General features: G+C 63.3%; 19 protein-coding genes. 8 read left to right on the forward strand and 11 right to left on the reverse strand.

The window, feature by feature from the left end; translation table 11 throughout:
• Window positions 1-2: 2 nt before the first annotated feature.
• Complete coding sequence (locus JQ629_RS11990) at window positions 3-1259, reverse strand: Hsp70 family protein (RefSeq protein WP_212034167.1); 1257 nt, start codon at window positions 1257-1259, stop codon at window positions 3-5.
• A gap of 234 nt (window positions 1260-1493) precedes the next feature.
• Here JQ629_RS11990 and JQ629_RS11995 point away from each other — a divergent pair, with 234 nt between their 5' ends.
• Entirely contained in the window at window positions 1494-3836 is a 2343-nt protein-coding gene (locus JQ629_RS11995; RefSeq protein ID WP_212412846.1) for a Tex family protein, read from the forward strand.
• Between the two features lie 109 nt (window positions 3837-3945).
• Window positions 3946-5106, forward strand: coding sequence for a tetratricopeptide repeat protein (locus JQ629_RS12000; RefSeq protein WP_212412847.1), 1161 nt, complete (start codon window positions 3946-3948; stop codon window positions 5104-5106).
• 18 nt (window positions 5107-5124) lie between these two features.
• Here JQ629_RS12000 and glsA read toward each other — a convergent pair whose 3' ends face one another.
• The 4 genes from glsA to JQ629_RS12020 form a co-directional block, all read right to left on the reverse strand.
• On the reverse strand, window positions 5125-6972 hold the full coding sequence (glsA, locus tag JQ629_RS12005; protein WP_212412848.1) for a glutaminase A: 1848 nt from the start codon (window positions 6970-6972) through the stop codon (window positions 5125-5127).
• A gap of 22 nt (window positions 6973-6994) precedes the next feature.
• A complete protein-coding gene (locus tag JQ629_RS12010; RefSeq protein WP_212412849.1) occupies window positions 6995-9241 on the reverse strand; it encodes a TRAP transporter permease in 2247 nt (748 codons plus the stop codon).
• Window positions 9242-9293: 52 nt separating this feature from the next.
• Window positions 9294-10457 carry a TAXI family TRAP transporter solute-binding subunit gene (locus tag JQ629_RS12015; protein ID WP_212412850.1) on the reverse strand — a complete coding sequence of 388 codons (1164 nt, stop codon included), beginning with the start codon at window positions 10455-10457 and terminating at the stop codon, window positions 9294-9296.
• Window positions 10458-10615: 158 nt separating this feature from the next.
• The gene (locus tag JQ629_RS12020) at window positions 10616-10837 is read right to left on the reverse strand and encodes an acyl-CoA carboxylase biotin carboxyl carrier protein subunit (RefSeq protein ID WP_212412851.1); all 222 of its coding nucleotides are present in this window, start codon (window positions 10835-10837) and stop codon (window positions 10616-10618) included.
• A gap of 130 nt (window positions 10838-10967) precedes the next feature.
• On the opposite strand from JQ629_RS12020, the gene JQ629_RS12025 reads away from it, so the two are divergent.
• Both JQ629_RS12025 and JQ629_RS12030 read left to right on the forward strand, forming a co-directional pair.
• Window positions 10968-11945: an IclR family transcriptional regulator gene (locus JQ629_RS12025; RefSeq protein ID WP_192739702.1), complete on the forward strand. Its 978-nt coding sequence runs from the start codon at window positions 10968-10970 to the stop codon at window positions 11943-11945.
• Complete coding sequence (locus JQ629_RS12030) at window positions 11875-13434, forward strand: acyl-CoA carboxylase subunit beta (protein WP_212412852.1); 1560 nt, start codon at window positions 11875-11877, stop codon at window positions 13432-13434. The genes JQ629_RS12025 and JQ629_RS12030 overlap by 71 nt, the downstream gene beginning before the upstream one ends.
• A gap of 166 nt (window positions 13435-13600) precedes the next feature.
• Here JQ629_RS12030 and JQ629_RS12035 read toward each other — a convergent pair whose 3' ends face one another.
• Window positions 13601-14764: a patatin-like phospholipase family protein gene (locus JQ629_RS12035; protein ID WP_212412853.1), complete on the reverse strand. Its 1164-nt coding sequence runs from the start codon at window positions 14762-14764 to the stop codon at window positions 13601-13603.
• 227 nt (window positions 14765-14991) lie between these two features.
• Here JQ629_RS12035 and JQ629_RS12040 point away from each other — a divergent pair, with 227 nt between their 5' ends.
• The 3 genes from JQ629_RS12040 (at window position 14992) to JQ629_RS12050 (ending at window position 18307) form a co-directional block, all read left to right on the forward strand.
• A complete protein-coding gene (locus JQ629_RS12040) occupies window positions 14992-15774 on the forward strand; it encodes an acetoacetate decarboxylase (protein WP_212412854.1) in 783 nt (260 codons plus the stop codon).
• Between the two features lie 138 nt (window positions 15775-15912).
• Window positions 15913-16941 carry a transporter gene (locus tag JQ629_RS12045; RefSeq protein WP_502752852.1) on the forward strand — a complete coding sequence of 343 codons (1029 nt, stop codon included), beginning with the start codon at window positions 15913-15915 and terminating at the stop codon, window positions 16939-16941.
• 25 nt (window positions 16942-16966) lie between these two features.
• Window positions 16967-18307, forward strand: a complete 1341-nt coding sequence (locus JQ629_RS12050; protein WP_212412855.1) for a carbohydrate porin — start codon at window positions 16967-16969, stop codon at window positions 18305-18307.
• Between the two features lies 1 nt (window position 18308).
• Here JQ629_RS12050 and JQ629_RS12055 read toward each other — a convergent pair whose 3' ends face one another.
• The 4 genes from JQ629_RS12055 to JQ629_RS12070 all read right to left on the reverse strand — a co-directional run bounded on the left by JQ629_RS12055 (window position 18309) and on the right by JQ629_RS12070 (window position 22945).
• Window positions 18309-19607: an MFS transporter gene (locus tag JQ629_RS12055; protein ID WP_212412856.1), complete on the reverse strand. Its 1299-nt coding sequence runs from the start codon at window positions 19605-19607 to the stop codon at window positions 18309-18311.
• Between the two features lie 113 nt (window positions 19608-19720).
• Entirely contained in the window at window positions 19721-20914 is a 1194-nt protein-coding gene (locus JQ629_RS12060; RefSeq protein WP_212412857.1) for an acetyl-CoA C-acyltransferase, read from the reverse strand.
• A gap of 178 nt (window positions 20915-21092) precedes the next feature.
• Complete coding sequence (locus tag JQ629_RS12065; protein ID WP_212412858.1) at window positions 21093-21278, reverse strand: hypothetical protein; 186 nt, start codon at window positions 21276-21278, stop codon at window positions 21093-21095.
• Window positions 21275-22945 (reverse strand): FAD-dependent monooxygenase, encoded by a 1671-nt coding sequence (locus tag JQ629_RS12070; RefSeq protein WP_212412859.1) that lies wholly within the window; start codon window positions 22943-22945, stop codon window positions 21275-21277. The genes JQ629_RS12065 and JQ629_RS12070 overlap by 4 nt, the downstream gene beginning before the upstream one ends.
• 121 nt (window positions 22946-23066) lie before the next feature.
• Between JQ629_RS12070 and JQ629_RS12075 the strand changes: the two genes are divergently transcribed.
• Window positions 23067-23882: an enoyl-CoA hydratase/isomerase family protein gene (locus JQ629_RS12075; RefSeq protein ID WP_212412860.1), complete on the forward strand. Its 816-nt coding sequence runs from the start codon at window positions 23067-23069 to the stop codon at window positions 23880-23882.
• A gap of 58 nt (window positions 23883-23940) precedes the next feature.
• On the opposite strand, the gene solA is transcribed toward JQ629_RS12075, so the two are convergent.
• A complete protein-coding gene (gene solA, locus JQ629_RS12080; RefSeq protein ID WP_212412861.1) occupies window positions 23941-25107 on the reverse strand; it encodes an N-methyl-L-tryptophan oxidase in 1167 nt (388 codons plus the stop codon).
• Window positions 25108-25113 lie beyond the last annotated feature (6 nt).

Consider the following 25113-nt stretch of genomic DNA (forward strand, 5'->3'; position numbering starts at 1 on the left):
GCCTAGGCCCGCGGCCCATATCGCCGCAGCGCCTCCAGCGTCAGCCCTTTGCCAACCGCGCCGAACGTGTCGCCTTCGACGAGACGGGCCGCCGGCACCGCCTTCCTGATCGCATTGCGGACATGGGCGAGCTGCACCGAACCACCGGTCAGGAACACCGCGTCGATATCGTCAGGCCCAAGCCCGGCCTGCGTGAGGCAATTCTTGATGCGGGCGGCGATGCGATCGGCCAATTGGCCGGTGTGGCTGACCAGATCGGGGCGGCTGATGCCGGCGTTGAGGCCGGGCATCACCCATTCCAGCGGAATGTCGGCGCGGCGCTTGTCCGACAGGGCGATCTTGGCTTCCTCGACCTCCATCAACAGCGTGTGGCCGCGCTGTTCCTCGACCACGCGCGCCAGCCGGTCGAGCAATTCCGGCTCGCTGGCCTCGCGCCGGACCTGGCGGATGTCCGCGAGCACGCGCGGCTCATACATGCGGTTGATGCTCGACCAGGTCGCGAGGTCGTGGAAATAGCTCGAGGGCACGTCGAGCCCGGCACGGCTCATGGCGCTGCCGAAGCCGAACAGCGGCATCACGACGCCGAGGCTGAGCTGGCGGTCGAAATCGGTGCCGCCGATCCGTACGCCGTCATTGGCGAGAATGTCGCTTGAGCGGTTGGCCTTGGCGTGGCGTTCCGGTCCGAGCCGCACGATCGAAAAATCCGACGTGCCGCCGCCGATATCCGCGATCAGGGCAACTTCTTCGCTTTCGATCTGGCGCTCATAATCCAGCGCCGCGGCGATCGGCTCGAACTGGAAGGTAACGTCGTCGAAGCCGACTTCGCGCGCGATCTGGCGCAGCGTCTCTTCCGCCTTGCGGTCGGCGTCCGGCGCATTGTCGACGAAATGGACGGGGCGGCCGTGCACGACATCGCGCAGTTCGAGCCCAGTCGCCTGTTCCGCGCGCCGCTTCACCGCGCCGAGGTAATAGGCAATGACGTCGCGAAAGCCGGTCCGCTGGCGCCCGAGCCGGGTGGTTTCGTCGATCAGCGAGGTTCCGAGTACCGATTTGAGACTGCGCATCAGGCGGCCGGGGGCGCCGTCGACATAGGCGGCGATGGCCTTGCGCCCGATCAGGACCGCGCCGTCCACCTCATAGAAGATCGCGCTGGGAATGGTGGTGTAGCCGGCTTCCAGCTCCGCCAGGACCGGCGCTTCGCCTTCGATGGTGCCGAGCGTCGTATTGGACGTTCCGAAATCTAGACCGCAAATGGACATGGACGCTCCCAGGGGAAGCGTCCGTCTACACATTACCGGGCCGACGATCCACACATATATTGGCCCGTAAATAGGGACTTGACCCAACGATTCCGGCAATCCGGCCACGCTGATCCACAGATCAATTTCTTTGCGTTTTCGCGGCCCTGGCGGGTTGATGAATCGATCCGTGGTAGTCCATAAGCGGCGTCCCGCGGCCATCATTCCGCCGCGGCCAGTCTGGAAAGAGGTTGCGTGGCAAACATCAATCGACAGATCGCAGAAGAGCTTGGCGTTCGCGAGCAGCAGATCGAGGCGACGGTCACGTTGCTCGACGGCGGCGCCACGGTCCCGTTCGTGGCGCGCTACCGCAAGGAAATCACCGGCGGGCTCGATGACGCCCAATTGCGCACCCTGGAAGAACGCCTGACCTATCTGCGGGAGCTGGAAGAGCGCCGCGTTGCGATCCTCAATTCGGTCCGCGAACAAGGCAAGCTCGATGCCGCGCTGGAAGCCGCGATCATGGCCGCCGACAGCAAGGGACGGCTGGAAGACATCTATCTGCCGTTCAAGCCAAAGCGCCGCACCAAGGCGGAGATTGCCAGGGAAGCCGGGCTTGAGCCGCTGTCCGAACTGCTGCTGACACAGCCGCAGAACGATCCGCAGGTGGTGGCCGCCGGCTTCGTCGATGCCGAAAAGCAGGTGGCCGATGTCGCCGCCGCGCTCGAAGGTGCGCGCGCCATTCTGGTGGAGCGGTTCGCTGAGGACGCCGATCTGATCGGAAAACTGCGCGAGGAAATGTGGTCGAATGGGGTAATGACCTCGACCGTGCGCAAGGGCAAGAAGCTCGAAGGCGAGAAGTTCAAGGACTATTTCGAATACAACGGAGCGCTGCACAAGCTGCCGTCGCACCGCATCCTCGCGCTGTTTCGCGGCGAAAAGGAAGAAATCCTCGAGCTGCAGATCCTGCCCGACGCGCAGGTCCCGGTTGCCAACGTGCCGAGCGCCTATGAGCTGAAGATCATGCAGCGCTTTCTGATCTCCGACCAGGGCCGCCCCGGCGACCGCTGGCTGGTCGAGACCGCACGCTGGGCGTGGCGCACCAAGATCCAGGTGCATCTCAACATCGACCTGCGGATGCGGCTGTGGACCAATGCCGAAACCGAAGGGGTGCGGGTGTTCGCCTCGAATTTGCGCGATTTGTTGCTGGCGGCGCCCGCAGGCGCGCGCGTCACCATGGGGCTCGATCCCGGCTATCGTTCCGGCGTCAAGGTCGCCATCGTCGATGCCACCGGCAAGGTGGTGGCGACCACGGCGGTCTATCCGCACGAGCCGCAGCGGCAGTGGGACGCGACGCTGGCAACCCTCGGCAAGCTCGCGGTCGCGCACCGCGTCGATCTGATCGCGATCGGCAACGGCACCGCCTCGCGCGAGACCGACAAGCTCGCGACCGAACTGGTCAAGCTGCTGCCGGACCTGAACATGTCGAAGATCGTGGTCTCGGAGGCGGGCGCATCGGTCTATTCGGCTTCGGCCTTTGCGTCCGAGGAATTGCCGGAACTCGACGTCACCCTGCGCGGCGCAGTCTCGATCGCACGGCGGCTGCAGGATCCGCTTGCTGAACTGGTGAAGATCGATCCCAAGGCGATCGGTGTCGGGCAATACCAGCACGATCTCGGCGAATCCAAGCTGGCGCGTTCGCTCGATGCCGTGGTCGAGGACTGCGTCAACGCCGTCGGAGTCGATGCCAACACGGCCTCGGCGCCGCTGCTGGCGCGCGTGTCGGGCATCGGCGCGGGTCTGGCGCAGAGCATCGTGCAGCACCGCGACGCCAACGGCCCGTTCAAATCGCGCAAGGGGCTGAAGGAAGTGCCGCGGCTGGGGCCGAAGGCGTTCGAGCAGTGCGCCGGCTTCCTGCGCATCCAGGGCGGCGAGGATCCGCTCGACGCCTCCGGCGTTCATCCGGAAGCCTATCCGGTGGTGCGCAAGATTCTGACCGCGACCAAGAGCGACATCAAGGCGCTGATCGGCAATGCCGAGATCGTGCGTCAGCTGAAGCCGCAGAATTTCGTCGACGACACCTTCGGTCTTCCCACGGTGACCGACATCCTGCGCGAGCTGGAAAAGCCGGGCCGCGATCCGCGCCCGGCATTCAAGGCGGCGGTGTTCAAGGAGGGCGTCGAGGAGATCAAGGATCTCAAGCGCGGCATGATCCTCGAGGGCACAGTCACCAACGTCGCGGCGTTCGGCGCCTTCGTCGATATCGGCGTGCACCAGGACGGATTGGTGCACATCTCGGCGATGTCGAAGACTTTCATCAAGGATCCGCGCGAGGTGGTGAAGCCGGGCGACATCGTCAAGGTGAAGGTGCTGGAGGTCGAGGTCGCCCGCAAGCGCATCGCGCTGACGCTGCGGCTCGACGACGAGGTCGGCGACAAAGGTCCAAAACTGTCGGACACCAAGATGCGCGAATACTCGAAGGCATCGATGACGTCGTCAGCGCCGCGCAAGCCGCAGGAAGCTGCGGGCGGCGGTGCGCTCGCCGAGGCCTTGCGGCGGGCTGCGGAGAAAAGCGGGCGGGGGAAAAGCGGGGCCTGATTAAAGACGTCTCGGTCGCGGGCCTGTGCTTGTCCGTCCATGCATGTTAAGGTTGCGCCATATCTGGGGGATAGCGGTGGGCCTTGGGCAAGAGAACTATTGTGGTCGCATGGCGTATGCGACCTCAGTAGGCTGGTTCTGGCGGATGGGGACGGTATGTCTTCTTTCTGCGCTATTGATTGTGCTTGATGGCGCTATCGAGCTGGCGAGGGCGCAAACTGCGCCGCCGCGTATTCTTTCGGCCTGCCGTGCAACAGGATCATGGGGGCTAGCTGACCTTCCGCACGAGAAGGGGATTCCCGCATCGAGCAAGGGCGTCGCATTCTTGAGGCCTGCTGTCCTTCACGCAATGGCGGGGGATTTCGTGCGGGCCTTCGAACAGTTTGATCATGCCATTGCCCTCGATCCGAACAATGCCGTTTTCTATCTTGGCCGCGGAATTGCGAGGCTCGAAAATCGTCAGCCGGATCAGGCCATTGAGGATTTGAGTCGTGCAATAGCGCTCAACCCCCGCTCTCCGACTGGCTTCGTGCGGCGAGGTCAGGCTTATGAACAAAAGGGAGAATACGATCGCGCGATCCAGGACCTCGATGAGGCAATCAAGTTGTCTCCCGGCGATGTGGCTGCTTATCTTTTTCGCGGCTGGGCCTATTTCAGGAGCAACATCCACGACCGGGCGATCGAGGACATGAGCCTTGCGATCAAGTTGGATCCCGCTTGCATTTCGGGTTTCACGCAGAGAGCGTCCGCCTACAACCTTATGGGCGAACATGAGCGCGCGATCGCGGACTTTGACCGCGTGATCGAGCTCACCTCAACACCGAGGTCGTCCGATGAGTTCGACTTGCGTGCCAGCGCCCACTTTGCAAAACGTGACTACGGACGGGCAATAGAAGACCTCGGCCAAGCCCTGAAGTTTAAATCCAACAATGCACGTGTGCTGAACAAGCGCTGCTTCTTCCGAGCTATCGCCGGTGCTGCCAACGAAGCGTTGGCAGATTGCAATGAAGCATTGCGAAGCCAACCAAACGAGCCAGCTTACTTGGATAGCCGCGGCCTGGCGTATCTGAAAGCGGGCTCACTCAACGAGGCCATTGCCGACTATGACGCGGCACTCCGTGCTCAGCCAAAGAATGCATACTCCCTGTATGGGCGCGGCATAGCCAAACGACTGAAGGGGGACGACGCCGGGAGTGAAGCCGACATTGTCGCCGCGCGTGCCATTCAGCCAGGGGTGATCGACGAGATGACAAGGCACGGTCTGAAGTAAGGGCGAACAGCGCTTGCCCTAATTCGACGTCAGCAAATTCACTTTGGCGTTGGCAAGGATCAGGCGGTCGGCGAGCAGTTGCGCGAGGTTGCGCATGATCCGCTCTCCGGCGCGGGGATGCTGCTCGCGAAAACGTTCGAAATCGCGGAGCGGGACCTCAAAGGCGGTCGCCGACATATCGGCCAGCACGTCTGCGGAGCGGCGTTGCTCCAGCAATGCCATCTCGCCGTACGGCATTCCCGCCGTCAGCGTCGCCAGCCGGATGCCGTCGGGCAGGGTGACGTGCACCACGCCACTCCTGAGGAAAAACACCGAGGAGGCGGGATCGCCTGACGCGATGATCTTTTCGCCGGGCTGATAGGTTCTGATGGTGCAGAGCGAGCTCAGATCGGTCAGTTCCTCGTCGGTCAATCCCGCCAGCAGCGGCTGTTCGGACAGTTCCGTCGTCTCGAAAAAATCGATCGAGCCGCCATGGCGAAACACCACCTGGTCTTCCGCCCATTCGATCGCGGCATCGAGCAGGAAATAGTACCGCATGTTCGGCAGGCTGGCGGTCCGCTCCGCGATCGGCTCCCATTCCGCGGCGGCCCGCTTGATGCCGGACACGATCACGGTGACCTGGTAGGCCGCCAGCTCGCGAAACTCCTCGGCGAGGAGCCGGGCGCCCGCCGGGGTCATCGACGTGACCCGGCGAAAATCAAAGATGACGAATTGCGGGAGTGGCTTGGCCACGAGCCGGCGCGCAATATAGTCGACGTTCGATAGCGACAACGTGCCCATCAGCTCGAGGACGCGGACGTCCTGATAGTGCGCGGCGAGGATGGTTTGCTCGTGCGGGCGGCGGCTGCGCCGTGACGGGTTTTCGCCGATATCGTAATCGGCAATGATGGCGTTGCGCGCGTTGTCGCTGCGGTTGAGCATGTGCAGGTCGTAGTGCGCCGACAGCGCCTCGCAGACCTTGATGCCGCGCACGCTGTTGCCGTGCTTGTCGAGTTTGGGCGAATAGCTGCCGAGCCCGATCCGCGCCGGCAATGCGGCCAGAATGCCGCCGCCGACGCCGCTCTTGGCGGGGATGCCGACGCGGTAGATCCATTCGCCGGCATAGTCATACATGCCGGAACTGGTCATGACCGACAGCGTCCGCGAGATTGCGTAAGGCGTCATCACCTGCTCGCCGGTCACCGGATTGATGCCGCGATTGGCCAATGTTGCCGCCATCACGGCGATGTCGCGGGCGTTGACCAGGATCGCGCATTGCCGGAAATAGACCTCCAGCACCGAGCTGACATTGTCCGTGATGACCGCGTTGGTGCGCAGGAGATAGCCGATCGCCCGGTTGCGGTCGCCGGTCAGGCTCTCGGACGAATACACGGCGTCATCGACGCCAAGCTCACGGCCGGCAAAGCGGCCTAAGGCCTGGCGGATGTACTCGAACGCGCCATCGCCCTTGGCCTCATGGATCAGCCCGGAGCAGGCGATGGCTCCCGCATTGACCATCGGATTGAACGGGTGGTTCTCGGCGTTGAGGCGGATCGAGTTGAAGGGATCGCCCGAGGGCTCGACGCCGATCACGCTCTCCACCCGTGCGGCGCCCAGCGTGTCCAGCGCCAGCGCGAACACGAAGGGCTTTGACATCGACTGGATGGTGAAGGGCACCTTTGTGTCGCCGACCTCGTAGACATGGCCGTCGAGGGTCGCGAGGCTGATGCCAAAATGGGCAGGGTCGGCCTTGCCGAGCTCAGGGATGTAGTCGGCAACCGCCCCGCTGGTCTCGGGCAGGTATTCGGCGTGACAGCCGTCGAGAAACCGCAGCAATGGCGGTTTCGAACTGGTCCAGGCCGGGGCGCCGGTGGGCGATACTTTCATCGCCTACCGTTTTGCCGCGCAATCACGGGGCGCGCAACTGGTTCGGCAACAGACTTTGGCGCCGGCACAACAGGAAGGCGACCAGCAACGTCGGGATCAGGATGGCGAGGCCCAGGCAAGTGATCTGCAATTGCGAGATCGGCATGATGCCGCCGCCGGGTGTGGCGATCACGAAGCCGCCGATCACCAGCAGCACGCGCAGCGGCCATTCCAGCGCCCCGGCGCCGCGGAGGTCGCCGACATAGGCCTGATAGCCCTGGATGCCGCCGCATATGAAGATGATGCCGAAACAGGCCAACCCCGTCAGCCCGATCGCCTCCAGATAGGGGTTGTTCCCCTGCAGCAGCAATGCGGGGTTCAGCACGAAGAAGAACGGGATGAAGTAGATGATGCTGCCCACCCACATGCTCTCCCAGCCCGTCTTCATCGCGGGCGCACCGGCGATGCCGGCCGCGGCAAACGAGGCGATGGCGACCGGTGGTGTGATCGCCGACAGCATGCCCCAGTAGAAGATGAACATGTGCACGGCCATCTTGTTGAGCCCGAGCTTTTCCAGCGCGGGCGCCACCAGGATGGCGAGGAAGATGTAGCAGGACGTCGTGGTCAACCCGAGCCCGAGGATCAGGCTGGTGAACGCGCACATGATAAGCAGGAGGAACGCGTCGCCGCCGGCGATGTTCAGCAAATCGTTGGCAAGGCTTGAAATCACGCCGGTGAGCGAGAACGCACCGATCAGGAGGCCGCAGCCGGCGAGAATGGCGATCAGCTCGACGAAGGTCTTGCCGTTCAGTTCGAGGAACTGCAGCCAGCGCGCGCCGCCCCAGTTCTTGCCCGGAAAGAATTCGTTCAGCGCGGCGAGCAGGCACATGCCCCAGAGGATCGCGTTGAGCACGTCGAACCAGAACATCAGCCCGGTGGCGGCAAGCGAGAGGACGAGCACCGCGGTATTGCCGCGCTTCCATGGCGCCGGTCCCGACCATTGATGCAGGATCACCAGCAGCACGGATGCGTAAAACGGCGCGTGGCTTTCGCGCTTGAAGTGCAGCAGCATGACCACGAGGATCGCGATGACAAAGAGGTAGTACCAGCCTTCCTTGAAGGCATCCATGAAGCGCGGGAGCTCCTCCCGCGGCAGCCCCTTCAGCTTGTGACGCGCGGCGTAGGCGTCGACCTGCGCGAACAGGCCGACATAATACAGGATCGAGGGGATGGTCGCCGCCAGCGCGACGTCGGCATAGCTGGTGTTCATGAACTGCGCCATCACGAACGCGGTGGCGCCGAGCACCGGCGGCGCCAGCACGGCGCCGGTCGAGGCGCAGGCTTCGATCGCGGCGGAGTAGGATGGTGTAAAGCCGGTCTTCTTCATCGCCGGGATGGTCATGGTGCCGGCCGTCAGCACGTTGGAGACGATGCTGCCGCCGACGGTGCCGAGCAGGCCGCTGGCAAAGACACAGACCTTTGCGGCACCGCCGCGGAACGTTCCGCACATCGCGAATGCGATATTGATGAAGAACTTGCCGGCGCCGGTCATCATCAACGCGGTGCCGAACACGAGGAAGCCGATCACCGTGTCGGCGAAGGCCTGGACCGGAATGCCGAGCAGGCTTTCGCCCGACAGCGTGTGATAGGCGGTGGTCTGTTCGAGGTTCGATTGGGTGCCGCGAAATGGTCCAAGCCATTTGGAATCGGCGAACATCGGATACAGCGTGAATGGAAGCACGCTGAGCAGGAGGCTCCAGCCGCCGGTGCGCCGCAACGCCTCCATCAGCACGAACCACATCACAAGGCCGGCTGCGATCACCGGCGTCGGCGCGCCGCCGAATTCCCAGCCTGCCGACGCCGCCTTGCGGACGTTCATCATCAGGTAGATCGCCGCACCGAATGTCAGCAGGAACAGCGCGATGTCATACCAGGGCATTCGCTCGATGCTTGCCTTCTCCGAACCTGGAAATATCAGGAACGTAAAAGGCAGCATCAACGCGATCAGCAGATAGAAATATTCGGTGTTGAGCTGCGTGTAGTCGATGAAGAACCGCAATGAGAATTGCTGGTTCACGCAGAGCAGGATCGTCACCGCGGTCAGGACGATCAGCAACCAGCGCCAGCCGCCTTTCAGCGTTCGGATGCGCGAGACCTCGGCTTCCTGCAGATCGGCCACCGCGACGAGCGGATCGGCCAACTCGACCTTGACCGGCTCGGCCGGGCCGCCGCCGGTCGGCGACGACACGGCGCGCGGCTGCTGCGCTCTATCGGATGGAGGAAGCGTCATTCATCTGTTCCAATAGTTGCCGGCGATCGGTCGTACGCGGGTTTGCGATGGTCTATTCGAATCCGTTCGGCATGCCGGCTTTGGCAAGCGCTGCGGCGCGAGCCTTCATCCAGCCATCCAGGAATGCCTTTTCATCCGACGGCGGGCTGGCTTTGCCGTAATCGGCCCACGCCGCGGCCAGAACGGCCTGCCGCTTGAACAGCGCATTGTTGTGCGCCTCCTGGTCGTCGCTCCATTGGCCGGCTTCCTTCAGCGCCTTCACCGCGCCGGGATGGAGGGGCACCGCCCAGTTCTTGGTCTGGCGGTCGGCCGCCAGGCCGGAGGCGCCGGCGGCGGCATCCTTGTAGAGGTCGTAGCCCGTGATCATTGCCTTGGTCACGGCATAGACCTGATCAGCCGGCTGCGATCCATAGACGACGAAAATGGGATACGGATAATTTCCGAGTTCGATCGGCTTTTCCTTGGAAATGCCGGCGCCGCAGGTGGCGACATGCGGGAAGAAGAACGAACCGACTTTCTTGACCCGTTCCCAACCAGCCTTGTCGCTGTGCGGGAGCGGGGGCCAGACGATGCCGCGCGGCGACGTCTCGGCTTCCTTGGCCGGGGCGGTGATGGTGGTCGCGAAGGCGGCGTCGACGTCGTTGTTGATCAAGCCTTTCCACATCGCGCCATAGCTGGAGAATTCCACCGCCTTGACGTCGCTCTGCTTGAGATCGCCGAACGCCAGGATCGCAAGCGCGTTCTGGTTCAGCGCCGGGGAGCCGACGACGAATCCGACCCGCTTTCCGCGGAGATCCTTGACCTCCTTGACCCCGGTATCGCGGGCGACGCCGAGCGAACCTGCGTTGCAGTCGACCGACGAGAGCACCAGTTGCAGGGGTTGCGGCCCCCATTCCTTGGCGCCGAATTCAAACACGCCTTCCTGCGCGAAATAGGTGCCGGACCCCATCGCCGAAGACATCGCGCGACCGGCGCGCAAGGGCGCGAGGCGCGCCACGTCATTGCCTGCCGGGAGGACCCGCAGGTCGGTGCCGTATTTGTCCTTCATCATCTTGCCGACCGCGACCGCAATGTTGAATCCGGCGGTACCGGTGTCATAGGCGGTGAACGTCATGGTCGGCGGCAGCTTGACGTCCTGGGCCAGCGCCGGCGCAAACGCCATGAGCGAGATGCCTGCGAGTGCGGCAGGCGCAAAGTTCGACAGTCGACGGTTCATGTTTCCCCCAAATTGTTTCGCTAGATGAAACTTTTTCTGATTGGGATGATGTCATCGCAGCATTGCGATGGCAACGTCCGAGCAGATTTACGTCCACCATTATGCCAGTCGCGCTGGCGGACAGATCGTCACGCATCAAAAGTATGAGCGCGAAAGAGCTAAGCTTCGACGATCGCGACCACCTGTCCTTCGGCGATCACGTCGTCGAGTTTGACCAGAATTGCCTTGATTTTCCCGGCAATTGTCGAAGTTACCGGGATCTCCATTTTCATCGCTTCGACGAATGCAATCTCGTCGCCGTCGCCGACACTCGCTCCGGCTTCGGCAGCGAGCGCGCACACGCGTCCGGCGACTTCGGTCACAATCTTGATCTCTGGCATGCCACCCTCCGGTACCGTGTGACGTGACAATTTCGTCCCGCGAACGGCTTTTTGTTGTGGCTGCAGATTGCCTGAGGTAGCTTGATCTGCAAGTGGAATTTTATTCCGCAGGGCGGAACGGAGCCAAAATATGGGAAGACGCTCGGAGCGGCTTAGCAAACAGGGAATGCTCGCCAGCGATCTGGCGGGCGAGGGCGATGTGATTCAGGTGGTGTCGCGGGCGTTCGATGTCCTGCGCTGCTTCGAGGGTCACGAAGCCCGGCTCGGCAATCTCGAAATTTCCAATCGCTGCGGCCTGCCGCGATCGACCGTGTCGCGGTTGACGCACACGCTGACGCGGATGGGTCAGCTGGTCTATCTGCCGCGCGACCAGAAGTATCGCATCGGCCCGAGCGCCGTGGCGATGAGCACCTCGATGATGAAGGGATTGCAGCTGCGCAACCTGATCCGGTTGCGGTTGCAGGATGTCGCCGAGCAATTGCCGGGCACCGTCGGTTTCGTGATCCCCGATCGCTTTCAGCTGGTCTATCTCGAGTTCGCCCGCGCCGCGAATGCGCTCGGCCTGCACGAGACCACCGGCAGCCGCATTGCGATGGCGAGCACGGCGGCGGGCCACGCCTACACCGCGGCGCTCGACGACGATGTCGGCGATGCGCTCATCGTGGAAATGGAACGCGAGATGCCGGATAGCGCGCGGATGCTGAAGTCGCGCATCGAGGACAATCGCCGACATCTGCGCGAACACGGCTATGTCGTGGCCTGCGGCACCTGGAGCCCGCACATCAACGGTTGCGCCGTGCCGCTGTGGTCGCCGCAATATCAAACCTACGTCGTTGCGACGATCGGTCTGCTGTCCGCAATGTTCGATGAAAAGCGGGTGCACCGCGACGTGGCGCCGGTAATGGTCGAACTGGGGGCTGCGCTCGGCGGTCTGCTCGAAGGCGCCGACGGCGACATCTTCACCAACCGGCTGGAAAGAAAAGCGCTTCCGGTGTCAGTGCATAACAATAATAAAATCATCAAGGCGGAGGATACGAATGAACTGGAAGCCGGAACTCGACGACCTCGCCCGGCGCGAAGCGTTCGCGCGCGAGATGGGAGGCGTTGACAAGGTCAAGCGTCAGCATGACCAGGGCCGGCTCACCGTTCGGGAGCGCATCGACAAGATCGTTGACCAGAAGTCCTTCCACGAAATCGGCGCCATCTCCGGCATCGCCGAATATGACGAGAACAGCGAACTCAAGCACCTGACGCCCGCGAACTGCGTGTTCGGCCGGGCCAAGGTCGAAGGCCGTCCGGTGGTCGTCGTTGGCGACGATTTCACCGTGCGCGGCGGCTCGGCCGACGCCTCGATCTCCGCCAAGCCGCTGATGGCCGAGGAGATGGCGCATGATTTCCGCCTGCCGATCATCCGCGTGATCGAAGGCTCGGGCGGCGGCGGCTCGGTGAAGACGATCGAGACGCGAGGGGCCGCTAATCTGCCGGGCGGCGTCGGCGGCACGCGCTGGTACTGGTTCACGACGGCGAACATGGCGCGCGTGCCGGTGGTGGCGCTCGGCCTCGGCTCGGTCGCGGGCCTCGGCGCCGCGCGGCTGGCGGCGAGCCATTACTCTGTCATGACCAGGAGTTCGGCGATGTTCGTCGCGGGGCCGCCGGTCGTAAAACGCCTCGGCCAGGACCTGACCAAACAGGAACTGGGCGGCGCTGACATCCAGACCCGCGCCGGCGGTGTGGACGATGCCGTCGATACCGAGGATGAGGCGTTTGAGCGCGCCCGGCGCTTCCTGTCCTATCTGCCGTCATCGGTCTATGAGCTGCCGCCGACCGCGCCCTGCACTGACGATCCGGAGCGCGGCGAGGAATCGCTGATGAAGGCGGTGCCGCGCAACCGCCGTCAGGTCTACAAGATGCGCCCGATCATCGACGCCGTCGTCGACAAGGGATCGTTCTTCGAGGTCAACGCCAATTTCGGCCGCCCGATCATCACGGGCCTCGCGCGTCTCGAAGGCCGCGCGGTGCTGCTGCTCGCCAGCGATCCCTTCCACTATGGCGGGTCGTGGACGGCGGAGGCCTGCCAGAAGGTGGTGCGCTGGGTCGACTTCGCCGAAACCTTCCATCTGCCGGTGGTCTATCTGATGGATTGCCCGGGCTTCATGATCGGGCTCGAGGCCGAGAAGTCGGCGACCATCCGGCACGGCGTGCGCGCGATGGCGGCCGTCAACCAGAGCACCGTGCCCTGGTGCACCATCATCGTGCGCAACGCCTTCGGCGTCGCCGGCGTCGTGCACCAGCCGGCCAACCGCTATTCGATGCGTTACGCCTGGCCCTCGGCCTATTGGGGCTCGCTGCCGCTCGAGGGCGGCATCGAGGCCGCCTATCGCGCCGACATCGATGCCGCGGAAGACCCGGCGGCAAAGCTGAAAGAGATCGAGGACCGTCTCAACAAGCTGCGCTCGCCGTTCCGCTCGGCCGAAAAATTCTGGGTCGAGGAAGTGATCGATCCCCGCAAGACGCGCTCGCTACTGTGCGAATTCGCGCGGCTGGCCGAACGGGTCCTCACGACAGGGCCGGCGACGAACATGGCGATCAGGCCGTAGGTGGTTGCCTCTTCCTTCTCCCCTTGTGGGGGAAGGTGGCGCGAAGCGCCGGATGAGGGGTCTGTATCCGCGGAGACAGACCCCTCATCCGTCTCGCCGCCGCTTCGCGCCGTCGATCCACCTTCTCCCACAAGGGGAGAAGGAAGAAATCGGTCTGTGTTAGAGCCTACGTCTCGCTCTCCCGATGCACGTCGTGGATCACAATGCCCATGCCTTCGTCGGGCATCCGGATCCAATCGCGGCGTTTCAGCGTGCGTTTGGTGTCCTCGTGGCCGCTCATCCAGTGCTCGCGCATCGAGGTGCCCGAGAATTCGTGGTCCTTGGCGTCGCCTTCATAGGCCTTCTGCTGGTAGATCAGTTGCAGGATCGCGATCTCGGGCAGGTTGCCGATGCTGGCCTTGATCTGACGCTCTTCGTCGGACAGCTGATCGTCGGGAATTCGCGACAGCGCCTTGTGCAGGCGCGCTTTCAGATTGTGCGTCTTGCGGTAGACGTCGGTATTGTGGCGCGTGCGCGAGGAATACATGATGTCCTTGTGCCGGGCCATCACGTCCTGAATGTCGCGCGGCAGGGCTCCGCGGGCGCTGAACAGGTCGACCTGGAACACCAGCGAGTTGAGGCTGTCCTCCTGGTCGAGCAGATGCTGCAGCGGCGTGTTCGAGACGATGCCGCCGTCCCAGAAATGATCGGTGCCGACCTTGACCATCGGCAGGGCCGGCGGCAGCGCGCCGCTCGCCATGATGTGCTCGGGAACGATCTCGTCATGGGCGTTGTCGAAATAGATGAAATTGCCGGACAGCACGTTGACCGCGCCGACCGCAAAGCGGATCCGCTTGTCGTTGATCATGTCAAAATCGACGAGCTCGAGCAGTGTCTGGCGCAGCGGCTCGGTGTCGTAATAGCTCGTCGCGGTCCGGGCACCGGTGGCGCTGAGCCACGGGTTGGTCATATGCGGCGTGAAGAAGCCGGGCTGGCCCAGCGTCGTCGTCATGAACGAGCTCGCAAAATTGCGCGCCTTGCGATAGATGTCGCCGTCCGGCGTGTAGTGCCAGATCTTGCGGCTGGTGATGCGGTCCCAGAAAATCTGCAGGCGTTCGAGCCGGCGCTCTGGCGGGTTGCCGGCGATGATCGCCGAATTGATCGCGCCGATCGATACGCCGCACACCCAGTCCGGCTCGATATGGGCCTCGTGCAGGGCCTGATAGACGCCGGCCTGATAGGCACCGAGCGCGCCGCCGCCCTGCAGCACCAGCGCGACGCGGTCGCAGCGCTCCGGCCGCCAGCCGCGCGCATGAATGGTCTGTTCGAGATGTGGGGTTCGCGCGTCCATATTCATTTGCTCCAAAACTGCCCGACAATTCCGCGCGCTGGTGACGCGATGATGACAAATGCGTCGATCGGCTTTTGCCGCCTCGCGTTTTTGCCTGCGTCTGAAGCATTGGCGTGTTCGGAAAATGGAGGTCGAAATTTGCGGTCATGACGCTGAAGGAAATCCCTCACATCCCTGTCAATTTCGGCCGCTAGCAATCGGCAGGACGATTTAAACAGGGGATTGCGATGCGCAGGGAAGACTTGCTCAAGTTTCCGTCGATGCCGGCCGCTGGGCCAAGCTATCCCGCCGGTCCGTATCGTTTCGTCAACCGCGAATTTCTCGTCATCACCTATGAGACCGATCCCGAACTGATCCGAGCCGGCTTGCCCGAGCCGCTGGAGCCGGTCGATCAGCCGATCGTGCACTATGAATGGATCAAGATGCCGGACAGCTCCGGCTTCGGCAGCTACACCGAATCCGGGCTTGTCATCCCGGCGCGCCTGCATGGCGAGGAAGTCAATTTCGTCTCGCAGATGTATCTCGACGACGATCCGCCGATCGCAGCGGGGCGTGAAATCTGGGGCTTTCCAAAGAAATACGCCCACCCCAAGCTTGAGATCGTCAAGGACACCTTCACCGGCACGCTGGAATATGCCGGTCAGCTCGTGGCGATGGGCACCATGGGCTACAAGCACGAAAGCATGGCCGGCAACGGTGAAATCACGCGTGCCACGCTGTCGAAAACCCAGATCAATCTCAAGATGATCCCGGGCGTCGATGGCCGCCTCGAAATCTGCCAGCTCGTCGCGATCAACCTCACCGACATCGTCGTCAAGGGCTCATGGATCGGGCCGGGGCGGTTGCATCTGGTGCCGCACGTCAACGCGCCGGTGGCGGATTTTCCGGTGCGCCGGGTGGTCGGCGCCCATCACTTCCTCGCCGACCTGACGTTGCCGTTCGGCCGTGTGGTTCACGACTACAACAAGGAAGCCGACCAGGCGGCGGTAACCGGTCTCGCCGCGGAGTAGGCGGCGCAAGCGAACTCTTCGGTGACATCAAACTGTAACAAAAACGCACTTGAATTGCCCGGCATGCACGAGGGCCGCTGCGGCTGAGTTCTCCTATGGCCGCTGCGCAGGGTTTGGCGGGGGCTCCTGATGTCTTCCATGGATACGTTGGCCGAGCCTGCAATAGGTGTCGGCATGCCGATAGCCGATGCCGCTTCGGCTATCCCGGGACTGGTGTGGGCGTTTCGTCTGCACAGCGACGGCAGCGCCGAGCCGCTGCCGGTCAACGCGCCGATCGAATTCAGCCATGACGGGCGGCTGTGGCTGCACTTCAACCTGACCGACACGCGTGCGCGGTCATGGCTGGCGGGTGTGGACGTGCCGTTGCCGGCGCGCGAGCTGCTGCTGTCGAAAGACAATTATCAGCAACTCCACATCTCCGACCATTGCGTCTACGGGGTGTTCTCCGATCTCGTTCGCGCCATCGACACCGCGACCGAGGAAACCGGATTTCTTCGCTTCGCGATGACCGAACGCCTGCTCATCAGCGGCCGCCATCAGGCGCTTTGCGCCGTCGACGCCACCCGCCGCGTGCTGGAGAGCGGTCATCGCGTCGATACCGTCGCCGCACTACTGGAGAAGATCGTCGACGAGGTCGCCGATACCATGGACCGCATGGCCGACAAGATCGGCACCGCAATCGACAATATCGAGGAGCGGATTCTCGCGGGCGAGACGAGATCGGAAATGCGCGCGGCACTTAGCCGGTCGCGGCGGACCTGCGTGCGGTTGCACCGGCAGCTGGCGGGCCTGCGCGTGCTGTTCCACCGGCTCGAGCAAAAGAGCGTTGAACACCTCAGCCCGGCGCTGCGGCTTCAGGCCGGAAAACTGGCGCAGCGGCTTGATGGTCTCGACCACGATATCGTCGAACTGCGCGAGCGCAGCCGCCTCCTGGAGGAAGAAATCCATTTCAAGATGGAGGAGGAAAGCAACCGGCACCTCCATACGCTGTCAATCGTCACGACGATGCTGCTGCCGCCGACGCTGGTGACCGGTATCTTCGGCATGAACACCAAGGGCCTGCCGCTTACCGACACCGAAACCGGATTTTTGTGGGCCGCGGCGATCATGGTTAGCGTCGCCGGTGTGGCGTATCTCGCCATGCGCCGCTCAGGCTTCTTCAAATAAAGCAGCCGGCGGCGGGATCGATACCATGTACAGCGTTCTTTCCCGCGCCGTCACCTTGCTCGCGACGGCGGCCTGTCTTGTACTCGCAGCAGTCGCGTATGCCGACACAACTCCGGCGAAGCCAAAGGACGCGCGCGAAGCCTTGGCGGATGCCGGCTATCAGTTCAGCCTAGTCTATATCGGGGAGGGGCTCGCCAATATTACTGGCGGCATGCGGACCGGTGCGATCTACACCGGCCGCGTAGATTTGGGCACCACGATCGACCTGGAGAAGGTGGCGGGATGGACCGGTGCCAGCTTCCACGCCAACATGTTCCAGATTCACGGCGACGGGCTGTCGCGCAGCTATATCGGCAATCTGATGCTGGTCAGCGGCGTCGAGGCGTTGCCCGCGACGCGACTCTACGAATTCTGGGTCGAGCAGAAACTGCTCGGCGGCAAGCTTGCGGTCCGCGTCGGGCAGCAGGCCTCCGACATCGAGTTCATCGACAGTTCCTATGACGATATCTTCGTCAATTCGGCACTGGGCTGGCCGGGCCATGCCGGGATCAATTTGCCGAGCGGCGGGCCGTCGCCACCACTCTCGGTGATGGGCATCAGGGTGAAAGCCGAACTCACGGACCGGCTCACGGCGTACTTCGCGCTGTTTAACGGCGACTCGGCTCCACCAGGACCGGAAGATCCGCAGATCAAGAATCCCCACGGGTTGTTGTTTCGCGTCAGCGATCCGCCGTGGTGGATCGCCCAGCTCAAATACAAGGTTCAACTCGGTGAAAGCCGGCTGCCCGGGACGATCACCGGCGGCGGCTGGTACCACATGAAGTCGTTTCCGGATCAACGGTTCTCCGCCGACGGCCTGTCGCTGGCCGATCCCAACAGCAACGGTGAGACCGCATGGCGGCGGCGGAATCCCGGCGTGTTCATGGTCTACGAGCAGTTGTTGATGCGCGCGTCGCCGGGCTCCGACAAGGGCATCGCCTTTTTCATGCGCGCCTCGATGAGCCCGTCGGACCGCAACCTCGTCAGCGCCTATATCGATGGCGGCTTTTTGTTCACCGGATTCAGTACGCAGCGCCCGAACGACAGGTTCGGGATCGCCGCGACCTATGCCCGGATTTCCGACCGCGCCCGCGCGCTCGACCGCGACACGCAGATCCTTACCGGCACGCCGTATCCGGTCCGCGATTATGAGGCGATCCTGGAGATCACCTACCAGCACGAAGTGCGGCCGGGCTTTCTGCTGCAGCCGGTGGTGCAGTACATCGCCCATCCCGGCGGCGGCGCGGCTGATCCAAACGATCCGACGCAGACCAGGCGCATCAAGGACGGGGTGATGGTGGGGGTTCGTACCACCATCACGTATTAAGCTACGCCGTCGCTGTCGCCACCGCCGGCTTCGGTGCCGGCCGCGCGATCGCCAGCGTGATCAGCGCCGCGACGATGCAGAGCGCGCCGGCGATGAAGAAGGCGGGCACGTAGGTGGCATAGATCGTCCGCGATAGCCCTGCGCCGAAGGCAGCAACGCCTGCGCCCAATTGGTGGCCGGCGAAAATCCAGCCGAACACCAGATTGGCGCGTTCCGCTCCGAACCGTTGCGCGGTCAGCCGTACGGTCGGCGGCACCGTGGCGATCCAGTCGAGCCCATAGAACACCGCGAACACCGACAGGCCGTAGAACGAGAAATCCGTAAACGGCAGGAAGAGCAGCGACAGGCCGCGCAGGCCGTAATACCAGAACAGCAGCCAGCGATTGTCGTAGCGGTCCGACAGCCAGCCGGACACGATGGTGCCGACGAAATCGAAGATGCCCATCGCGGCGAGCAGGCTCGCGGCCTGCACCTGCGGAATGCCGTAATCGAAACACATCGGAATCAGGTGCACCTGGATCAGGCCGTTGGTGCTGGCGCCGCAGATGAAGAAGGTACCGAACAGGATCCAGAACACTTTGGTCTTCGAGGCGTCGCGCAAGGTGCCGAGCGCGGCGGCCAGGATCGGCGCATTGCTGGGCGGCGGCGAGACGATCGGCTCGGTGCCCTCATCGCCGTACGGCCGCAGACCGAGGTCGCTAGGGCGGTCGCGCATGATCATCGCCACGGCAACGGCCGCTACGCCCAGCATCACGCAGATCAACGCCAGCGCGTTGCGCCAGCCATAATGCTCCGTCAGCGTTGCCAATAGCGGCAGGAAGACCAGCTGGCCCGTCGCCACGCTGGCGGTGAGGATGCCGACGACGAGGCCACGTCGCGCCACGAACCAGCGTGCCGAAATGGTGGCGCCAAGCACCAGCGCGGTCATGCCGGTGCCGAGACCGATCACGATGCCCCACAGCAGCATCAGGTGCCAGACCTGTGTCATGAACAGCGATGCAATGAGCGCGGAGGCCACGATCGTCAGCGATAGCAACGACATGTTGCGCAGGCCGTAACGGTTCAGCAGGGCCGCTGCGAACGGCGCCATCAGGCCGAACAGGATGAAGCGGATCGACAGCGCCGAGGAAATCTCGGCGGCGCTCCAGCCGAATTCCTTCTGCAGCGGCACGATGAAGACACCGGGCGCGCCGACGGTGCCGGCCGAGATCAGCGCGGTGAAGAAGGTCACGCCGACCATCGCCCAGCCATAATGGATATTGCGGCGGGCGAGGGCGGCGGAGAGCCAGTTCGAAATCATTGAGCCTGTGAAAAATTCAATTGGAAGGTTGGCAGGATGTGGCGGAGCACCACATCCTGACACAAACGCCCAGCGACATAAATGCTGAACTTCCCTCGTTTTCGGACATCGCGCTAATACACGATGCGCTCGACCGCGATCGCAGTGGCTTCACCGCCGCCGATACAGAGCGCCGCGACGCCGCGCTTAAGATTTTGGGCTTCGAGCGCGTGCAGCAACGTGACGATCAGGCGCGCGCCGGTGGCGCCGATCGGATGGCCGAGCGCGCAGGCGCCGCCATTCACGTTCAGCTTCTCTCTGTCAATCCCGAGGTCGCGCTGCGCCGCCATCGCCACCACCGCGAAGGCCTCATTGATCTCGAACAGATCGACATCGCCGACGTTCCAGCCGACCTTGTCGAGCAGCTTCCGGATCGCCGGGATCGGCGCCGTGGTGAACCATTGCGGCTCTTGGCTGTGGGTGGCGTGGCCCTTGATCTCGGCGAACGCCCGCAAGCCTTCGCGATCGGCGAGCGAGCGCCGCGCCAGGATCAGCGCCGCGGCACCGTCGGCGTTCGCGGAGGAGGCGGCGGGTGTAATCGTGCCGTTGGCGCGGAACGCCGCCTTCAGTCCGGGAATTTTGGCGGGATCGACCTTGAGCGGATGCTCGTCATTGGCGATCACGCGCGGACCGGCTTTCTCAGCAACGGTAATGGGCACGATCTCGACCTTGAACGCGCCGCCTTCGACCGCCTTGCGGGCGCGCGTCAGCGTCTCGATCGCGTAGGCGTCCTGATCGGCGCGGGTGAACTGATAGGCTTCCGCGGTGGCCTCGCCGAAATCGCCCATCGAGCGGCCGGTCTCATAGGCGTCCTCAAGCCCGTCCATCATCATGTGGTCGATGATCCGATCATGGCCGGCGCGGTAGCCCGCGCGCGCCTTGCTCAGCAGATAGGGCGCGTTCGACATGCTCTCCATGCCGCCGGACAGGACGATCTCGGCCGAGCCGGCCTTGATGATGTCATGGGCCAGCATGGTAGCCTTCATGCCGGATCCGCACACCTTGTTGACAGTGGTGGCGCCGGTGGCATCCGGCAGCTTGGCGCCGCGCGCCGCCTGACGTGCCGGGGCCTGGCCCTGGCCCGCCGGCAGCACATTGCCCATGAACACTTCGTCGATCCGCTCCGGCGCCAGTTTTGCGCGTTCCAGCGCCGCGCCGATCACATGCGAGCCGAGCTTGTGGGCGCTGAAGGGTGACAACTCGCCCATGAAGCGGCCAAGCGGCGTGCGGGCGGCGGACAGGATGACGACGGGATCGGAGGCGGCCATGGCGGAACTCCCAGGGATGTTCGGTTAATAAGATTATGAACATCATATGATGCGCTGCAAGAATTGCAACGGATGATCTCACGGAAATGAGTGGATCATTCCATGAGAAAATCTTGGCTTTCGGATGAGCTGAATTGATCCGTTTGCCGGGGCAGGGCCGCTACCGAGCGGCGTCGCGCTATTCCAGCCCGTCGAGCGCCGTCCGGATGGCGTTCTGAAACACGGCGATGTCGCCTAGTTCATGGCCGAGCACCAGCGCCAGCCGGGTCAGGAACAGCGCCTCGCGTTCGGGCCCGGCCGAATCGATGGCCGTTGCCAGCGTCTCATAGGCGGTTTCGAAATCCGCTGGTGGCATCGTGCTCATGCTCTGGCCCTCCCGAGGCACAAGGCGGCGGTCCGCAGCACCTCATTTGCGGCGATCGTTTTCCATCGCCCGGCGACATGCAGGTCGGGACGCAGCAGATAAAGCGTGCCGGGAGCCGCCGCATACAGGCGAGCAATCTCGCCGTCGGCGTCGCTGACGTGACTGGTGCCGATCAGGAGTGCGGCAAGGCGCTTGTCCGTGTTGCGAAGCCGGTCGAGGAGCATGATGTCGTCGGTGGACGGCGCGCCCCGGCAGAACAGGATGGCCGTCAGGCCAATGCCGGCCTGATCCAGCAAATGACTACCGTCGGGAAGCTTCGCGTTCGGCGCAACGCTGCCGCAGATCGGGCCGCCCGTAAACTCGGCGTCACGGCCGGCATAGGGCGTCAATGGGCTTTCCGAGTACGTGTAGGGTTGCATCTGCCGGGGATTGGCGAGGCCGCGCGGGAATTCGTGTTTCAGGCTCAGCGACAGCGCGGCTTCTCGCGCGAGCCGCCAGCCGCGCGTCGGCGGTGTCATGAAGCGTGTGCTCTTGGTGGCATTGGCGAACACATCGAGTGTGGCGCCGCGGCGCTCCGGCGAATAGCTGTCGAGCAGGGCTTCATCCGCCTCACCGTTGAGGACGAGCGCCAGCTTCCAGCCGAGATTTTCGGAATCCGCGAGGCCGTTGTTGAGGCCGCGCACGCCAAAAATCGGGACGATATGCGCGGCGTCGCCGATGAAGAACACCCGGCCGTGCCGGTAGTCGTCGAGGCAGAGCGTGTTGGCGGAATAGACGCTCCACCATTCCAGCTCCCAGGGCTCGTCATGGCCGATGTCACCAAGGATCGCGCCGACGCGGGCGCGGATGTTGTCCTCGCGCATCGCCTCCTGTTCGCTTTCGCCCTCGCGAAGCTGGTAGTCAACGCGCCAGATCCCTTCCGGCTGCTTGTGGATCAGCACCGTGCCGCCGGGATTGCCGCTCGGCTCGAAGAAGGCGCGGCGTTCGGTCGGAAAATCGTGGTCCATGCGGATATCCGCGATCACGTAGCGACCTTCGTAATTGTCGCCCTTCATCCGCAAGCCGAGCTGTGATCGGATCGGCGAGCGCGCGCCATCGGCAGCGAGAACATAATCAGCGTCGAGGCGGTAGCTGCCGACGGGTGATGCGATGCCGATCGAAACGCCATCCGCGTCCGGCTTGATGTCGGAAAGCTCGCTCTGCCAGCGCATGTCGATGAGGTCGCAGGCCGTCACCGCGTCATGCAGATATTGCTCGATATACTGCTGCTGCAGATTATACATCGGCAGGTATTTTTCATTCGGCGGATGCGGCATCTCGAGCCGGAAGATCTGCTCGCCGCGGTAGTAGCTGCGGCCGTAGCGCCAGCCCAGTGATTTCCGGAGGAAGGGCGCCACCGCGCCGATCCGCTCCAGGATATGCATGCTCGGCCGCGCGATGCAGAGTGCGCGGCTGCCGTCGTTGAAAGTGTCCTTGCGATCGATCAGCACGCTGCGAATACCGTACCGCGCCAGCACGAGCGCTGCCGTCATCCCGATCGGGCCGGCGCCGACGATCGCAACGGGATGGCGAGCGGCCACGCCGTCCAGTTCGGGCACGCGCCGCGCCGGAAAGATCGGATAGTTGAAGTAGAGCGAATCCAGCGGCCCCTTGCCGGCAGGTCTCATGCGTTTCCCGCTTTGTTCATCCGGTTCCTTGTTCACGCCGACTACAGCTTGAAAGAAGCGGGATGGCAAGGCAGCATGTGTCGAACGCGAACAACCTTCACGATTGAAAGAAGGCCGTACGATGAATCAGCCAGCCCGCAGCGAGCAGACCGAATCCAACGAAGTTCTTTACGACCTCGATGAAGGCATTGCGGTCATCACGCTCAATGCGCCTGAGCGCATGAATACGATCTCCGGGCCGATGCTGAACGACCTGACGCGCCTCCTGATCAGGGCCAATGAGGACAAGGTCGTCCGCTGCGTGATCCTGACCGGCAATGGGCGCGCCTTTTGCGCGGGGCTGGATTTGCGCAAGGAGCGCAGCGGGGACGGGCTCAGTTCGGCTTCCTCGAGCACCTCGCTCGACCTGCGCAACACGCCCCCGACGGTGATGCAGGCGATGGACAAGCCGACGATCTGCGCGGTCAACGGCGGCGCGGCGGGCTACGGCATGGACACCGCGCTTGGCTGCGACATCCGCATCATGGGGGAATCCGCCAAATTGGCCGCCGCCTTCGTCAAGCGCGGGGTGGTGCCGGAGTCCGGCGGCACCTGGTTCCTGCCGCGCATGATTGGTTGGGCCAAGGCCTCCGAACTGATCTTTACCGGGCGCACGCTCAGCGCGCGCGAATGCCTCGAATGGGGGCTCGCCAACGAGGTGGTGCCGGATGCGGATCTGATGGGACGGGCGCGCGCGGTGGCGCGGGAAATCGCCGCCAATGCGCCGCTGGCGGTGCAGGCCGCCAAGCGGATGATGCGGATGGGGCTGAACGAAACATTCCCGGACCATGTGCACCACGTCTATCTGCAGCTCCTGCCGCTGTTCAAGACGCAGGACATGCAGGAAGGCATCAAGGCCTTCATGGAGAAGCGCGAGCCGAAATTCGAGGGCCGCTGAAGCGGGGGATAAGTTGTCGTGACGTGGCCGCCTTTTTGCGGCGAAGCGCGCCGGGATCTCAGATAGCGCCTGAAAACGAGAACTTGCTTACGTCCAGATGTGATTGACCAAGCGCCATCTGCGCAAGGGTTTCCCCGACAGCGGCGGAATGCTTGAAGCCGTGCCCCGAGCACGGCGAGGCGATGATGACGTTCTTCATGTCGGGGTGATCATCAATGATAAACCGGGCGTTCTTCACACAGGTGTACAGGCACACTTTCGCCTTCACGCATGTCTCGTCGAGGCCAGGGAAGAACGGCCCGACATAGGCTCTGAACATCCTGGTGATTTCGTCTGGACCAACGCTCCGGCGAACCGTGTCGGGCGTTGTCGTATCGACATACTGCTCGGTGGCGATCTTCACCCCCTGTTCGGAGTGGCCAATCAAGGGAAAGCCGTAGATGCTCTGGGGTGCCGGAAGTTGCCAGATGTAGACCGGAAATCGCTCTGGAAGAAATTCGGCGTATTGGTTCTGGTTTTTCAGGCCAAACCAATAAAGCACCTGCCGTGTTATGCTGAATTGCCGATCCAGGCCTAATACCTGGTTGATCCATGGACCAGCGGTTACGATGAGTTTTTTGGCGCGATAGGTGCTGACGCCTGTCGTCACCTGCACGCCGTCGCCATCGGGTTCGAATTTGAGCACCTTCTCGTAAAAGCGCAGCACGGCGCCCGAGGTGGCCGCGAGCTGAAGCTGTGCCTCAACGCATGATTCAGGTCGCACAAAGCCGCTGACCTCGTCGAAATAGGCTTCGTCGTCGTCGTTGACATTGAAGGCGGGAAAACGCTCCCTGATCGTTTTGCCATCCAGCATTTCGTAGCGGATCTTGGCCGCGTCGGCCGCTGTTACCGTGGATTTGAGGAATTCCGGATTCTCATGTCCGGCTGCGCGCTTACCCTTGCCGGAGATCACCAGCAGTCCATTCTGGGTGAAAAGATCCCGACCGGTCCGGCTCTCGATGTCGCGCCATATCTCGTGCGACCGCTGGGCAAATGGCGAATACTCGGGACCCTCGCCGCAGGCGATACGCGTAATTCGCGTATCGCCGTGCGTCGAACCCAGCTCATGAGGCGGCTTGAACTGATCAATCCCGAGAACGGAGGCGCCTCGACTGGCCAGCTGGTAAGTCGCGGCGGAGCCCATTGCTCCCAAACCGAGTACGATTGCGTCGAACGACCGTTCCATTTCTTC

This window comes from Bradyrhizobium sp. AUGA SZCCT0222 (assembly GCF_018130205.1).
Taxonomy (GTDB): domain Bacteria; phylum Pseudomonadota; class Alphaproteobacteria; order Rhizobiales; family Xanthobacteraceae; genus Bradyrhizobium.

Coding starts and splice junctions, on each gene's coding strand:
- JQ629_RS11990 (WP_212034167.1), bottom strand. CDS start 1,259: ATGTCCATTTGCGGTCTAGATTTCGGAACGTCCAATACGACGCTCGGC.
- JQ629_RS12000 (WP_212412847.1), top strand. CDS start 3,946: ATGGCGTATGCGACCTCAGTAGGCTGGTTCTGGCGGATGGGGACGGTA.
- glsA (WP_212412848.1), bottom strand. CDS start 6,972: ATGAAAGTATCGCCCACCGGCGCCCCGGCCTGGACCAGTTCGAAACCG.
- JQ629_RS12010 (WP_212412849.1), bottom strand. CDS start 9,241: ATGACGCTTCCTCCATCCGATAGAGCGCAGCAGCCGCGCGCCGTGTCG.
- JQ629_RS12015 (WP_212412850.1), bottom strand. CDS start 10,457: ATGAACCGTCGACTGTCGAACTTTGCGCCTGCCGCACTCGCAGGCATC.
- JQ629_RS12020 (WP_212412851.1), bottom strand. CDS start 10,837: ATGCCAGAGATCAAGATTGTGACCGAAGTCGCCGGACGCGTGTGCGCG.
- JQ629_RS12025 (WP_192739702.1), top strand. CDS start 10,968: ATGGGAAGACGCTCGGAGCGGCTTAGCAAACAGGGAATGCTCGCCAGC.
- JQ629_RS12030 (WP_212412852.1), top strand. CDS start 11,875: ATGAACTGGAAGCCGGAACTCGACGACCTCGCCCGGCGCGAAGCGTTC.
- JQ629_RS12035 (WP_212412853.1), bottom strand. CDS start 14,764: ATGGACGCGCGAACCCCACATCTCGAACAGACCATTCATGCGCGCGGC.
- JQ629_RS12040 (WP_212412854.1), top strand. CDS start 14,992: ATGCGCAGGGAAGACTTGCTCAAGTTTCCGTCGATGCCGGCCGCTGGG.
- JQ629_RS12045 (WP_502752852.1), top strand. CDS start 15,913: ATGGATACGTTGGCCGAGCCTGCAATAGGTGTCGGCATGCCGATAGCC.
- JQ629_RS12050 (WP_212412855.1), top strand. CDS start 16,967: ATGTACAGCGTTCTTTCCCGCGCCGTCACCTTGCTCGCGACGGCGGCC.
- JQ629_RS12055 (WP_212412856.1), bottom strand. CDS start 19,607: ATGATTTCGAACTGGCTCTCCGCCGCCCTCGCCCGCCGCAATATCCAT.
- JQ629_RS12060 (WP_212412857.1), bottom strand. CDS start 20,914: ATGGCCGCCTCCGATCCCGTCGTCATCCTGTCCGCCGCCCGCACGCCG.
- JQ629_RS12065 (WP_212412858.1), bottom strand. CDS start 21,278: ATGAGCACGATGCCACCAGCGGATTTCGAAACCGCCTATGAGACGCTG.
- JQ629_RS12070 (WP_212412859.1), bottom strand. CDS start 22,945: ATGAGACCTGCCGGCAAGGGGCCGCTGGATTCGCTCTACTTCAACTAT.
- JQ629_RS12075 (WP_212412860.1), top strand. CDS start 23,067: ATGAATCAGCCAGCCCGCAGCGAGCAGACCGAATCCAACGAAGTTCTT.
- solA (WP_212412861.1), bottom strand. CDS start 25,107: ATGGAACGGTCGTTCGACGCAATCGTACTCGGTTTGGGAGCAATGGGC.